A 13441-nucleotide genomic window follows, 5' to 3' on the forward strand; every position below is an offset into this window, starting at 1 on the left:
AGAGGTATATCGTGAGTAGATCTTCGAAGCGAGCTCGTCAGGGTAAAACAAAAATATTGATTAGTTGGGGATTGCTAGCTATCTATGCATTACTAGCAGTCTTTTTATTGTTTTTGATTTTCAAGTATAATATGCTAGCCTTCCGATATCTCAATATAGTGGTTGCTGTCTTAATTGTAGCCTTAGCCATCTTTTGCTTCTTTTTAATTCGGTCTAAGAAAGCTAAAAATCTAACGCTGATTTTATTATTACTTGGTATTTTGATTAATGGAACTTCTCTCTTTGCTGTAAGTCAGTTTATTGGCTTTACCAGTCGCTTAAATGCGACATCGAACTACTCAAATTATTCGATGAGTATTGCGGTGTTAGCAGATAGTCCAATTGATAATATCAGTCAGGTAACCAGTGTGATGGGACCGACTGGGACGGATAAGGATAATATCCAACAGTTGATGAATAATCTGAAAGCTAGTCAAAATAAGGAATTGACAGTCGAAGAAAGTAGCTCCTATCTTGCTGCCTATAAGAGCTTGCTAGCCGGTGATACAAAGGCAATCATTCTAAACAGTGTCTTTGAAAATATTATCGAATCAGAATATCCTGACTATGCTTCAAAAATTAAGAAAATCTATACCAAAGAATTAACCAAGACAGTTGAAACTCCAAAAGATGTCAAAGGTGACAGTTTCAACATTTATATCAGCGGAATTGATACTTACGGTCCAATCAGTTCGGTTTCTCGTTCGGATGTCAATATTATTATGACAGTAAATCGCGAAACTAAAAAGATTCTCTTGACAACGACACCTCGTGATTCCTATGTTCCAATTGCAGATGGGGGCAACAACCAAAAAGATAAGTTGACCCATGCAGGTATTTATGGAGTAGATGCTTCGATTCATACACTGGAAAATCTCTACGGTATTGACTTGAACTATTACGCTCGTTTGAATTTCACTTCTTTCTTGAAATTGATTGATCTCCTTGGTGGAGTTGATGTTCATAATGACCAAGAATTTACAGCTCGTACAAATGGGAAGTTCTATCCCGTAGGAAATGTTCATCTTGACTCGGAGCAAGCTCTTAGCTTTGTACGTGAGCGTTATTCATTGGAAGATGGAGACCGAGATCGTGGTCGCAATCAGCAAAAGGTTATTGTCGCTATTTTGCAAAAGCTAACCTCGACAGAAGCTTTGAAAAATTATGACAGTATTATAAAGGGACTACAAGATTCCTTACAAACCAATATGCCACTTGAAACCATGATGAACATGGCCAATGCCCAACTTGAGAGTGGTGGAACGTATAAGATTAATTCGCAAGATCTTAAAGGAACAGGGCGTATGGATTTGCCATCCTATGCCATGCCTGATAGCAACCTTTACATGATGGAGATAAGTGATAGCAGTTTAGAGTCAGTCAAGGCTGCAATCAATGATGTGATGGAAGGAAAATAAGACAAAATGATTGATATTCATTCGCATATCGTATTTGGTGTGGATGATGGTTTAAAATCTAAGCAAGAAAGCAAGGTCCTTTTGACAGAAGCCTATGGACAAGAAGTACGGACTTGAGATGTAAAACATACAATTGTAACATCGATTAAAGTTATCCATCTTGTACAATTGCTACAACAGTTTGTTAAAAAATAAAAGGAGGGGGTTATGTACGATTATCTTGTCGTTGGTGCTGGTCTTTTTGGTGCAGTATTTGCCCATGAAGCAGCCCTAAAAGGAAAAAAAGTGAGAGTCATTGAAAAACGGAATCATATCGCGGGTAATATCTATACTCGTGAAGAGGAAGGAATTCAAGTTCACCAGTATGGTGCTCATATTTTCCATACTTCTGATAAGGAGATTTGGGATTATGTAAATCAGTTTGCTGAGTTTAACCGTTACACAAACTCTCCAGTTGCAAACTATAAGGGTGAGATTTATAACCTCCCTTTTAATATGAATACCTTCAATAAACTTTGGGGAGTTGTAACGCCAGCAGAAGCACAGGCTAAGATTGATGAGCAACGCGCTGTTTTAAATGGCAAAACTCCTGAAAATTTGGAAGAACAGGCTATTTCTCTTGTAGGTACAGACATCTACGAAAAATTAATCAAAGATTATACAGAGAAACAGTGGGGCAAGCCAACTACGGAACTTCCAGCCTTTATCATTCGCCGTTTGCCAGTACGCCTGACCTATGATAACAACTATTTTAATGATACCTATCAAGGGATTCCAATAGGTGGCTACACTCAAATAGTTGAAAAAATGTTGGAACATGAAAATATTGATGTAGAAACAAATGTTGATTTCTTTGCGAATAAAGAACAATATCTGAAAGACTTCCCTAAGATTGTCTTTACTGGTATGATTGATGAATTCTTTGACTATAAGTTGGGTGAACTAGAGTATCGTAGTCTTCGTTTTGAAAATGAGACCTTGGATATGGAAAATTACCAAGGAAATGCAGTTGTGAACTACACAGATGCAGAAACTCCATATACTCGTATTATTGAACACAAACATTTTGAGTTTGGGAATCAAGCAAAGACTATCATTACTAAAGAACATTCTAAAACATGGGAAAAAGGTGATGAGCCTTATTATCCAGTAAATAATGATCGTAATAATCATTTGTATAAATCATATAAAAAATTGGCTGATGAGCAAGGGAATGTTATCTTTGGTGGTCGTTTAGGACACTATCGTTATTACGATATGCACCAAGTAATTGGAGCAGCTTTACAGTGTGCAAGAAATGAGTTAGATTAAACACCTAGAACTGTTATCAGTTGTTATTTACAAATATGATCAATAATTCCTTGACTACGTAATGTAGTTGAGGGGTTTTTGATATTATTCATATTTTTGCGAAGTTATTGTTTAAAAAATAATTTTCAAAAATTCAGAAAATTGTATTGACAGGACTCAAAAAAGGGGCTATAATGAATAAAAAAACAAAGGAGAAGACTATGAAAACAAGGAAAGTATTGGCTTTTGCGGGAGTAACTTTATTAGCAGCAGGTGTCTTAGCGGCTTGCTCGGGTGGTTCTGCTACTAAAGGTGAGCAGACCTTTGCATTTACATACGAGACACATCCAGATAATCTCAACTATTTGACAACTGGTAAGGCAGCAACTGCCGACATTACTAGTAATGTGATTGATGGATTGCTTGAAAATGATAAATACGGGAACCTTATTCCCTCAATGGCAGAAGACTGGTCAGTTTCTAAGGATGGCTTGACTTATACTTATAAGATTCGTCAGGATGCCAAGTGGTATACATCTGAGGGAGAAGAGTATGCTCCTGTTAAGGCTCAAGACTTTGTGACAGGTCTTAAATATGCAACAGATAAGAAAGCAGAAGCCCTTTACTTGGTACAAGATTCAATCAAAGGTCTGGATGCTTATGCAAAAGGGGAAATTAAAGATTTTTCTCAAGTCGGGATTAAAGCCCTTGATGATCAAACAGTCCAATACACGTTGAACAAACCTGAAAGTTTTTGGAACTCAAAAACAACCATGGGTGTCTTAGCACCAGTTAATGAAGAGTTTTTGAACTCAAAAGGGGATGATTTTGCCAAAGCTACGGATCCAAGTAGTATCTTGTACAATGGTCCTTATTTGTTGAAATCTATTGTGACCAAATCCTCTGTTGAATTTGCGAAAAATCCGAACTACTGGGATAAGGATAATGTGCATATTGACAAGATCAAATTGTCATTCTGGGATGGTCAAGATACTAGCAAACCAGCAGAAAACTTTAAAGATGGTAGCCTTACAGCAGCTCGTCTCTATCCAACAAGTGCAAGTTTTGCAGAACTTGAAAAAGAGCTGAAAGACAATATTGTCTATACTCAACAAGACTCTGTTACGTATCTAGTTGGTACAAATATTGATCGCCAATCTTATAAATACACATCTAAGACCAGCGACGAACAAAAGACATCTACTAAAAAAGCTCTCTTAAACAAGGATTTCCGCCAAGCTATTGCCTTTGGTTTTGACCGTACAGCTTATGCCTCTCAGCTGAATGGAGAAACTGGAGCAAGCAAAATCTTGCGCAATCTCTTTGTTCCACCAACATTTGTTCAAGCAGATGGGAAAAACTTTGGCGATATGGTCAAAGAAAAATTGGTGACTTATGGGGATGAATGGAAGGATGTCAATCTTGCCGATGCACAAGATGGTCTCTATAATCCAGAAAAAGCCAAGGCTGAATTTGCTAAAGCTAAATCAGCCTTACAAGCAGAAGGAGTCCAATTCCCAATTCACCTAGATATGCCTGTTGACCAAACAGCAACTACAAAAGTTCAGCGCGTGCAATCTATGAAACAATCCTTGGAAGCGACTTTAGGAACTGATAATGTCATTATTGATATTCAACAACTACAAAAAGATGAAGTAAACAATATTACATATTTTGCTGAAAATGCTGCTGGAGAAGACTGGGATTTATCAGATAATGTCGGTTGGGGTCCAGACTTTGCCGATCCATCAACTTACCTTGATATCATCAAACCATCTGTAGGAGAAAGTACTAAAACATATTTAGGATTTGACTCAGGGAAAGATAATGTAGCTGCTAAAAAAGTAGGTCTATATGACTACGAGAAATTGGTTACTGAAGCTGGTGATGAGGCTACAGATGTTGCTAAACGATATGATAAATACGCTGCAGCTCAAGCTTGGTTGACAGATAGTGCTTTGATTATTCCAACTACATCTCGTACAGGGCGTCCAATCTTGTCTAAGATGGTACCATTTACAATACCGTTTGCATTGTCAGGAAACAAAGGTACAAGTGAGCCACTCTTGTATAAATACTTGGAACTTCAAGACAAGGCAGTCACTGCAGATGAATACCAAAAAGCTCAAGAAAAATGGATGAAAGAAAAAGCAGAATCCAATAAAAAAGCGCAAGAAGAACTTGCAAAACATGTGAAATAAGATAAAAAGAAGTTAGTTGTTCGCTAACTTCTTTTGGTTTATCGAAAATGAATTGGTGCCGATCATCGCTTTTAGATATGATAGATCCTATTTTGTTGAAGAAAAAATCCTGAGCCTTTATTCTCAGGATTTTCTTTTATCTTACTGTTGTGGTTGCTGTTGAACTGGTGGATTTTGTGGCGTTGGTTGTACTGGTTGTGTTTGCTGAACAGTCTGACCAGCTTGTCCTTGATTAGGATCGGTTGCTGGAGCATTATTGGGTTGTTGACCAACCGTCGTACTTGCCTGTGTAGTTGAACTTTCAGCTGTTGTGCTTGGAGTTTCTACTGTTTGTGTTTGTTGTGTTACTGAATTATTCCATGTGTTCTTTGCGTTGTTCTGGAAGACGAATTCTCCATTTCGGAACAGGCCGTCTGGCATCGTCCAATCTCCAGGTTGGTCATCTTCTGATAGATACGATATCATTGAGCGATAAACCTTAGCAGCAACTAGGAAACCATCTCCAACGATTGGAGTTAAACGATTTGAGTAACCAGTCCATACAGCCATAGAATACTTACGAGTATAACCTACAAACATTTCATCTGGAGCTACGTAGCCAGTGTTCTTGATATACTTTTCAATTTCGTCATCAGTATAGTTAGAAGTACCTGTCTTACCTGCTTGTGGAAGCCATGGTAGGTAAGCACCCCGTCCGGTTCCGTAAGCTAAAACAGTTTTCATCATTTCGGTCATCATATAGGCAGTAGTTTCTTTCATAGCTCGTGTACCAGCATCAGAAAATTCTTTTTCACTACCATCACTGAAGACGATTTTATTGATATACATTGGTTTGTGGTAAATACCACCATTAGCAAAGGCGGCATAAGCAGCAGCCATTTTTTCACTACTTGCACCGTACTGTTTGTTGGATTCAGTTGTGTTACTTGAAATGGCGTTTGCGTAATACATACTTGGATAGTCGATACCAAGACCATTAAGAAAGGTTTTAGCTCTATCTAGACCGACCTTATTCAAAGTCTCAACGGCTGTGACATTTCGTGATTGTTGAAGAGCATACTGGATTGTAATGTTTCCAAAGTAGCCATGATCCCAGTTGTAGACTGGAGTATCAGTTCCAGGATAGTTATAAGGAACATCATGTACAATAGACGCAGTAGAGTCATAGACTCCATATTCTAAAGCGGGAGCATAGTCAGTGATTGGTTTCATAGAAGAACCCCAGTCACGATTGGTTTCAACGGCTTGGTTGATTCCGAAAGATACATTACTTGATTGGTGACGTGCCCCTAACTGAGCAATGACTTTACCATTTGTTACATCAATGATAGTAGAAGCTACTTGGAGTTCATCATCTGGATAAGCAACGTATTCATCTGTGTTATAAACATCCCAAAGTCGCTGCTGAACATCTTTGTCGACATTAGTATAGACTTCCATACCTGTGGTAAGAAGGTTGTAGCCCGTTTCTTGTTCGACTTGGTCGATTACTTCTTTGAGGTAGTTGTCCATATAGGCTGGGTAACTATTGGCTGACTTCAAGCTTTGAAGACCGTCAGTGATAGGCGTATTAATAGCTTTTTCGTAATCTTCTGCACTGATATACTTCTGTCCCTTCATTTCTGAAAGTACCAAGTTACGACGCTCTAGAGCAGCTTCTGGATGGGAATATGGATCATATTGGTTTGGTGCTTGAGGCATTCCGGCTAGGAGTGCTAACTGTGGCAAGCTTAAATCCTTCAAGTCTTTTCCATAGTAATTTTCGGCTGCGGTTTGCATTCCATAGTTACCGTTAGACATGTAGACTTTGTTGATGTAGTAGGTCAGGATTTCTTGCTTGGTTGCTTTTTGCTCTAATTGAACGGCTAGCCAAGCTTCTTGGGCTTTACGTGACAAGGTTTGATCGGCAGTTGAAGTAGAGAAATAAGTTAATTTAATCAATTGCTGAGTCAAGGTTGAAGCCCCTTGGAGCCCTCCTTTCCCTTGGAGGTTTCTCAATGCCGCCCCCATGATACGAATGGTATCAACACCTCTATGATCAAAGAAACGGTGGTCTTCGATAGACACGATGGCCTTGACCAAGTCAGTAGGAATTTCATTTGCTTGGGCATTTACGCGACGTTCAGATCCAAGGTCAGCAATCAGTTCGTTTTTGTTGTCATAAATCTTGCTAGAGGTTGTCGCAACTAATTTACTTTCAGATAAGGCTGGAGCCTTGCTAACAAAGTAGAGGAAGACACCTCCACCTAATAGAAATAATGCGATAAATAAGGTAAGAAATGTAATTCCAATATACTTTAAGAATCGCAGAATAGTTTGTTTATTCATCTTGTTTTACCACCTAGTAAACGTTCTTTGATAATATCGAGATAGGGAATTTGAGGGAAAGCTCCTTGCTTTATTAAATATCCGTATTCTTGAATATATCCAAGTGGCATTGATTTTTGGCCCTTATCTTGATGATAAAAGCGAATCAAATCAAGTGCCGGCAACAAATAAGTTTCTTGTCGAGAAGAAAAATGAAGTAGTACGAAGCAAATGCCCTGCTGTTCTAGAACTTGTTCCATATGTTGAATCTGGTGAAGATGGAAGTTCTTCATTGGGATAGCATTTTTTTGCCGCGTTTCCTTGGCTTCAAAGTCAATGTAATGTCCTCTATATACGCCAGAGTAATCTGTTGTGGAAGCTTGTCTAAAGTAGGCTTCTACAATTTTGGCTCGACTACGTTGAGGATAGTCTACTCGAACAATCTGAACAGGCGTTGGCTTTTTATGGATAACTGCCATACCATGCGTCAGATAGTAGTCGTTTGTAGCGTTAATCATCTTTTCAAAAGTCATTCCTCGATTTGCGAAATTTTTTGGTTGAGAAATGGATGTTTGGCTTTTTTTTGATGAAATTTTATGAGGATAGTTGACCATATTTCTCCTTATTGGTACAATAACATCACTCTATTATACCATAAAAATAGAAAGAAAGGTGTAAAAATGACTACAGCTTTAATTATGGGATATTCTAATTTTGACTTAGGTTTGTTTAATGAAAAAGATATCAGGTTAAAAATTATAAAGAAAGCCATTCGCCGTGATTTAGAAAGCTTAGCAGAAGAAGGGATTAAATGGCTGGTCTTTACAGGAAACTTGGGATTTGAATCTTGGGTGCTTGATGTCGCAAATGAAATGAAAGACGAATATGATTTTAGCCTAGCGACCATTTTTGATTTTGAAACACACGGGGAAAATTGGAATGAAGCGAATCAGCTTAAACTTAGCCAATTTAAGCAGGTCGATTTTGTCAAATATGCCTATCCTAAATATGAACATATGGGGCAACTACGAGACTACCAACGATTTTTGCTGGAAAATACTGACTTAGCTTATTTTTTCTATGACCCAGAAAATGAGACCAAATTAAAATTTATAGACAATTTGATGAAAAATCAGGAAGGTTATCGCATAAAAAGGCTAACCTTTGAAGACTTAAATGAGCTAGCAGAAAATTTTTCTGAAAAGTAAGGCTTTGACCTTGATTTTTGTTTGCCTTTTTTTATATAATAATACTATTAGAAACCGAGAATGGAGAGAGAGATGGCAAGTATTATTTTTTCAGCAAAAGATATTTTTGAGCAAGAGTTTGGACGTGAAGTTCGTGGATATAGTAAGGTTGAAGTTGATGAATTTTTGGACGATGTCATCAAGGACTACGAAACTTATGCTGCCTTAGTCAAGTCTCTCCGTCAAGAAATTGCAGAGTTGAAGGAAGAATTGTCTCGCAAACCTGAATCTGCACCGGTTCAAGCAGAACCTCTTGAAATGACAGCTACAACTTCTATGACGAATTTTGATATTTTGAAACGACTAAATCGTCTTGAGAAAGAAGTGTTTGGTAAACAAATTTTGGATAACTCTGATTTATAAGAGTTTATTTGAAAAGTGCAATTTTTGGATAATCGCGTGAGGAGAATTTCTTTTCATGAGGAAAGTCCATGCTAGCACAGGCTGTGATGCCTGTAGTGTTTGTGCTAGGCGAAACCATAAGCCTAGGGACGAGAAATCGTTACGGCAGTTGAAATGGCTAAGTCCTTGGATAGGCCAGAGTAGGCTTGAAAGTGCCACAGTGACGGAGTCTTTCTGGAAACAGAGAGAGTGGAACGCGGTAAACCCCTCAAGCTAGCAACCCAAATTTCGGTCGGGGCATGGAGTACACGAAAACGAACGTAGTACTCTGACTGCTATCAGCTGTAAGCTGTTAGTGGTAGACAGATGATTATCGAAGGAAGTGGTCCTAGTCACTTCTGGAACAAAACATGGCTTATAGAAAATTGCATATAGGTTGGGGCTGAGAAAACTTTCTCAACCTCATTTTTTAAAGTGGACATATAGAAAGGTCTTATAAGACTGAAAATGGAAAAAGAATTTAATTTAATCGCTACTGCTGCAGCGGGTCTTGAGGCTGTCGTTGGTCGTGAAGTGCGAGAGTTGGGCTACGATTGTCAGGTTGAAAATGGACGTGTTCGTTTTCAAGGAGATGTGAGAGCCATTATCGAAACCAACCTCTGGCTTCGGGCGGCAGACCGTATCAAGATTATCGTAGGAACATTCCCAGCTAAGACTTTTGAAGAGCTGTTTCAGGGAGTTTTCGCTCTAGATTGGGAAAATTATTTACCGCTTGGGGCTCGTTTTCCGATTTCGAAAGCCAAATGTGTTAAATCTAAACTTCACAATGAGCCCAGTGTTCAGGCTATTTCAAAGAAGGCTGTTGTTAAGAAATTGCAGAAACACTATGCCCGTCCAGAAGGTGTTCCCTTGATGGAGAATGGTCCAGAGTTTAAGATTGAGGTCTCTATTCTTAAAGACATAGCAACTGTCATGATTGATACGACAGGCTCCAGTCTCTTTAAACGTGGCTATCGTACCGAAAAGGGTGGGGCTCCTATCAAGGAAAATATGGCGGCAGCCATTTTGCAACTCTCTAACTGGTTCCCAGACAAGCCTCTGATTGATCCGACCTGTGGTTCAGGAACTTTCTGTATCGAGGCAGTTATGATTGCTAGAAAGATGGCTCCTGGTCTTCGTCGCTCCTTTGCTTTTGAGGAATGGAACTGGATTAGCGATCGCTTGATCCAAGAAGTTCGCACAGAAGCAGCTAAGAAAGTGGATCGTGAGCTTGAACTGGATATTATGGGCTGTGATATCGATGCACGTATGGTGGAAATTGCTAAGGCCAATGCTCAAGCAGCAGGTATTGCAGGAGATATTACCTTTAAGCAGATGCGCGTGCAGGATTTGCGTTCTGATAAAATCAATGGAGTGATTATCTCTAACCCACCTTATGGTGAACGCTTGTCAGATGATGCAGGGGTTACCAAGCTTTATGCTGAGATGGGTCAAGTATTTGCTCCTCTGAAAACCTGGAGTAAGTTTATCCTAACTAGCGATGAAGCCTTTGAGCTCAAGTACGGTAGTCAAGCGGATAAGAAGCGTAAGTTGTACAATGGAACCTTAAAAGTTGATTTGTATCAATATTTCGGTCAGCGTGTTAAACGTCAGGAAGTAAAGTAGAAAGGAAAACTCATGAGTAAGAAAAGACGGAATCGTCATAAAGCAGAACATCAAGAAGCGCAATTTGATTTTGATGAAGCCAAAGAGCTAACAGTTGGAGAAGCTATGCGAAAAAATGAAGAGGTGGAAGCAGGTGTATTGCCTGGAGATTCTATCTTGGACAAGTATGTGAAACAACATAAAGATGAAATTGAAGCAGATAAGTTTGAAACACGTCAGTTTAGCAAGGATGATCTAGTTGAAAAAGAAGAGGTAGAGGAGACTCAGACTCTGGATAATTTGCTTCAAGAGCTTCGTGAGGAAACGGGAGTAACTTCTCCAGCTCCAGAAGATGAATTGCGTCAGTTTGATGATTTAGAATTAACACGAGTTTCAGAAGCTCCTCTTGTCGAAGAATTTGAGACTGAAGAAGTACCATTGGTAGGAGCGGAAGAGGCTCTCACACGTTCTCGAGTATCAGATAATGAAGATGGAAACAGTAAGAAGAAATGGGTGCTTTACGGTATTCTAGCCGCATTAGTGGTTCTTATCCTTGGAACTGGTTATTATGTTTATCGTCAAGTGGCTCGTTCGACCAAGGAAATCCAAACTTCTCAATCAACTACAAACACGCAGTCAGATGCGGAAGAATTCAATAATTTGTATGATGCCTTCTATACAGATAGCAACAAAACGGCTTTGAAGAATAGCCAGTTTGATAAACTGAGTCAACTGAAAACCTTACTTGATAAGCTAGAAGGTAGTCGTGAATATACGCTTGCAAAATCTAAGTATGATAGCCTAGCAACTCAAATCAAGGCCATTCAAGATGTAAATGCTCAATTTGAGAAGCCAGCTATTGTGGATGGTGTCTTGGATACTAACGCTAAAGCTAAATCGGATGCTAAATTTACAGATATTAAAACTGGAAATACGGAGCTTGATAAAGTTCTAGATAAGGCTATCAGCCTTGGTAAGAGCCAGCAAACAAGTGCTTCAAGCTCAAGTTCAAGTGAAACTAGCAGCTCAAGTTCTCGTCAAGCAAGTGAAAATACTGCTAGTGAAACAAGCCCAAGTAGTTCAAATACTGCCTCAACTGAAACTAGAAGTACCCGCAGTGAAGTCAATATGGGTGTATCAAGTGCAGGAGTTGCTGTTCAAAGAAGTGCGAGTCGTGTTTCTTATAACCAGTCTGCTATTGATGATAGCAATAATTCTGCCTGGGATTTCGCGGATGGTGTCTTAGAACAAATTCTAGCGACTTCACGTTCACGTGGTTATATCACTGGTAACCAATATATCCTTGAACGTGTTAATATCGTTAACGGCAATGGTTATTACAACCTCTACAAGCCAGATGGAACCTATCTCTTTACCCTTAACTGTAAGACAGGATACTTTGTTGGAAATGGTTCTGGACATGCGGATGACTTGGACTACTAAGCAGTCGTTACAAAATTCTTTCTTTTCAAAAATAAAAATGATAAAATAAAACAAATTAAACAAGAGGAGTGTCAAATGACAAAAGCTAACTTTGGTGTTGTTGGTATGGCCGTAATGGGTCGTAACCTTGCCCTTAATATTGAATCTCGTGGTTACACAGTTGCTATTTACAACCGTAGTAAAGAAAAAACTGAAGATGTAATTGCATGCCATCCTGAAAAGAACTTTGTACCAAGCTATGACGTTGAAAGTTTTGTAAACTCAATCGAAAAACCTCGTCGTATCATGCTCATGGTTCAAGCTGGACCTGGTACAGATGCTACTATCCAAGCCCTTCTTCCACACCTTGACAAGGGTGATATCTTGATTGACGGAGGAAACACTTTCTACAAAGATACCATCCGTCGTAATGAAGAATTGGCAAACTCAGGTATCAACTTTATCGGTACTGGGGTTTCTGGTGGTGAAAAAGGTGCCCTTGAAGGTCCTTCTATCATGCCTGGTGGACAAAAAGAGGCCTACGAATTGGTTGCAGATGTTCTTGAAGAAATCTCAGCTAAAGCACCAGAAGATGGCAAACCATGTGTGACTTATATCGGTCCTGATGGAGCTGGTCACTATGTGAAAATGGTTCACAACGGTATCGAGTATGGTGATATGCAATTGATCGCAGAAAGCTATGACTTGATGCAACACTTGCTAGGTCTTTCTGCAGAAGACATGGCTGAAATCTTTACTGAGTGGAACAAGGGTGAATTGGACAGCTACTTGATTGAAATCACAGCTGATATCTTGAGCCGTAAAGACGATGAAGGCCAAGACGGACCAATCGTAGACTACATCCTTGATGCCGCAGGTAACAAGGGAACTGGTAAATGGACTAGCCAATCATCTCTTGATCTTGGTGTGCCATTGTCACTCATCACTGAGTCAGTATTTGCACGTTACATCTCTACTTACAAAGAAGAACGTGTGCATGCTAGCAAGGTTCTTCCAAAACCAGCTGCCTTCAAATTTGAAGGAGACAAGGCTGAGTTGATTGAAAAGATCCGTCAAGCCCTTTACTTCTCAAAAATCATTTCATACGCACAAGGTTTTGCGCAATTGCGTGTAGCTTCTAAAGAAAACAACTGGAATTTGCCATTTGCAGATATTGCATCTATCTGGCGTGATGGCTGTATCATCCGTTCTCGTTTCTTGCAAAAGATTACAGATGCTTACAACCGTGATGCAGACCTTGCTAACCTTCTTTTGGATGAGTACTTCTTGGATGTTACTGCTAAGTACCAACAAGCAGTGCGTGATATCGTAGCTCTTGCTGTTCAAGCTGGTGTGCCAGTGCCAACTTTCTCAGCAGCTATTACTTACTTTGATAGCTACCGTTCAGCTGACCTTCCAGCTAACTTGATCCAAGCGCAACGTGACTATTTTGGTGCCCACACTTACCAACGTAAAGACAAAGAAGGAACATTCCACTACTCTTGGTATGACGAAAAATAAGTAGGTCTGC

The 13441-nt window shown here is 39.4% G+C and carries 10 protein-coding genes, 1 other RNA gene and 1 pseudogene; 10 read left to right on the forward strand and 2 right to left on the reverse strand.

Going from position 1 to position 13441, the window contains the following annotated elements; genetic code table 11:
* Positions 1–11 precede the first annotated feature (11 nt).
* The 4 genes and pseudogenes from cpsA to N8O43_RS06705 all read left to right on the forward strand — a co-directional run bounded on the left by cpsA (position 12) and on the right by N8O43_RS06705 (position 4948).
* A complete protein-coding gene (gene cpsA / locus N8O43_RS06690; RefSeq protein ID WP_261089817.1) occupies positions 12–1457 on the forward strand; it encodes an LCP family glycopolymer transferase CpsA in 1446 nt (481 codons plus the stop codon).
* A 6-nt stretch (positions 1458–1463) separates the two neighbouring features.
* Positions 1464–1571, forward strand: a pseudogene (locus N8O43_RS06695) (CpsB/CapC family capsule biosynthesis tyrosine phosphatase); the annotation flags it as partial.
* Positions 1572–1664: 93 nt separating this feature from the next.
* Positions 1665–2768: a UDP-galactopyranose mutase gene (gene glf, locus N8O43_RS06700; RefSeq protein WP_261089818.1), complete on the forward strand. Its 1104-nt coding sequence runs from the start codon at positions 1665–1667 to the stop codon at positions 2766–2768.
* Positions 2769–2968: 200 nt separating this feature from the next.
* Positions 2969–4948, forward strand: coding sequence for a peptide ABC transporter substrate-binding protein (locus N8O43_RS06705; RefSeq protein WP_045612258.1), 1980 nt, complete (start codon positions 2969–2971; stop codon positions 4946–4948).
* A 141-nt stretch (positions 4949–5089) separates the two neighbouring features.
* Here the strand turns inward: N8O43_RS06705 and pbp1a are convergent, their stop codons facing one another.
* Positions 5090–7276 carry a penicillin-binding protein PBP1A gene (pbp1a, locus tag N8O43_RS06710; RefSeq protein ID WP_261089820.1) on the reverse strand — a complete coding sequence of 729 codons (2187 nt, stop codon included), beginning with the start codon at positions 7274–7276 and terminating at the stop codon, positions 5090–5092.
* The gene (gene recU, locus N8O43_RS06715) at positions 7273–7869 is read right to left on the reverse strand and encodes a Holliday junction resolvase RecU (RefSeq protein ID WP_033685492.1); all 597 of its coding nucleotides are present in this window, start codon (positions 7867–7869) and stop codon (positions 7273–7275) included. Before recU ends, pbp1a begins: the two co-directional genes overlap by 4 nt.
* Before the next feature lie 66 nt (positions 7870–7935).
* Here recU and N8O43_RS06720 point away from each other — a divergent pair, with 66 nt between their 5' ends.
* The 6 genes from N8O43_RS06720 (at position 7936) to gndA (ending at position 13431) form a co-directional block, all read left to right on the forward strand.
* Entirely contained in the window at positions 7936–8463 is a 528-nt protein-coding gene (locus tag N8O43_RS06720; RefSeq protein ID WP_261089821.1) for an SLOG family protein, read from the forward strand.
* Positions 8464–8535: 72 nt separating this feature from the next.
* Positions 8536–8865: a cell division regulator GpsB gene (gene gpsB / locus N8O43_RS06725; RefSeq protein ID WP_000146534.1), complete on the forward strand. Its 330-nt coding sequence runs from the start codon at positions 8536–8538 to the stop codon at positions 8863–8865.
* Positions 8866–8885: 20 nt separating this feature from the next.
* An RNA gene (gene rnpB / locus N8O43_RS06730) (RNase P RNA component class B) lies at positions 8886–9267 on the forward strand.
* 84 nt (positions 9268–9351) lie between these two features.
* Positions 9352–10509 (forward strand): THUMP domain-containing class I SAM-dependent RNA methyltransferase, encoded by a 1158-nt coding sequence (locus N8O43_RS06735; RefSeq protein WP_261089822.1) that lies wholly within the window; start codon positions 9352–9354, stop codon positions 10507–10509.
* Between the two features lie 12 nt (positions 10510–10521).
* Positions 10522–11931: a cell division site-positioning protein MapZ gene (mapZ, locus tag N8O43_RS06740; protein ID WP_261089823.1), complete on the forward strand. Its 1410-nt coding sequence runs from the start codon at positions 10522–10524 to the stop codon at positions 11929–11931.
* Between the two features lie 75 nt (positions 11932–12006).
* Positions 12007–13431 (forward strand): NADP-dependent phosphogluconate dehydrogenase, encoded by a 1425-nt coding sequence (gndA, locus tag N8O43_RS06745; protein ID WP_000158778.1) that lies wholly within the window; start codon positions 12007–12009, stop codon positions 13429–13431.
* Positions 13432–13441: the final 10 nt, after the last annotated feature.

The sequence above is a fragment of the Streptococcus mitis genome (assembly GCF_946190335.1).
GTDB classification, from domain to species: domain Bacteria; phylum Bacillota; class Bacilli; order Lactobacillales; family Streptococcaceae; genus Streptococcus; species Streptococcus mitis_CH.

Bases quoted from the DNA above. Each gene is read 5' to 3' on its own strand.
- gpsB (WP_000146534.1), top strand. From the start codon at position 8,536: ATGGCAAGTATTATTTTTTCAGCAAAAGATATTTTTGAGCAAGAGTTT.
- N8O43_RS06720 (WP_261089821.1), top strand. From the start codon at position 7,936: ATGACTACAGCTTTAATTATGGGATATTCTAATTTTGACTTAGGTTTG.
- N8O43_RS06705 (WP_045612258.1), top strand. From the start codon at position 2,969: ATGAAAACAAGGAAAGTATTGGCTTTTGCGGGAGTAACTTTATTAGCA.
- N8O43_RS06735 (WP_261089822.1), top strand. From the start codon at position 9,352: ATGGAAAAAGAATTTAATTTAATCGCTACTGCTGCAGCGGGTCTTGAG.
- glf (WP_261089818.1), top strand. From the start codon at position 1,665: ATGTACGATTATCTTGTCGTTGGTGCTGGTCTTTTTGGTGCAGTATTT.
- recU (WP_033685492.1), bottom strand. From the start codon at position 7,869: ATGGTCAACTATCCTCATAAAATTTCATCAAAAAAAAGCCAAACATCC.
- pbp1a (WP_261089820.1), bottom strand. From the start codon at position 7,276: ATGAATAAACAAACTATTCTGCGATTCTTAAAGTATATTGGAATTACA.
- mapZ (WP_261089823.1), top strand. From the start codon at position 10,522: ATGAGTAAGAAAAGACGGAATCGTCATAAAGCAGAACATCAAGAAGCG.
- gndA (WP_000158778.1), top strand. From the start codon at position 12,007: ATGACAAAAGCTAACTTTGGTGTTGTTGGTATGGCCGTAATGGGTCGT.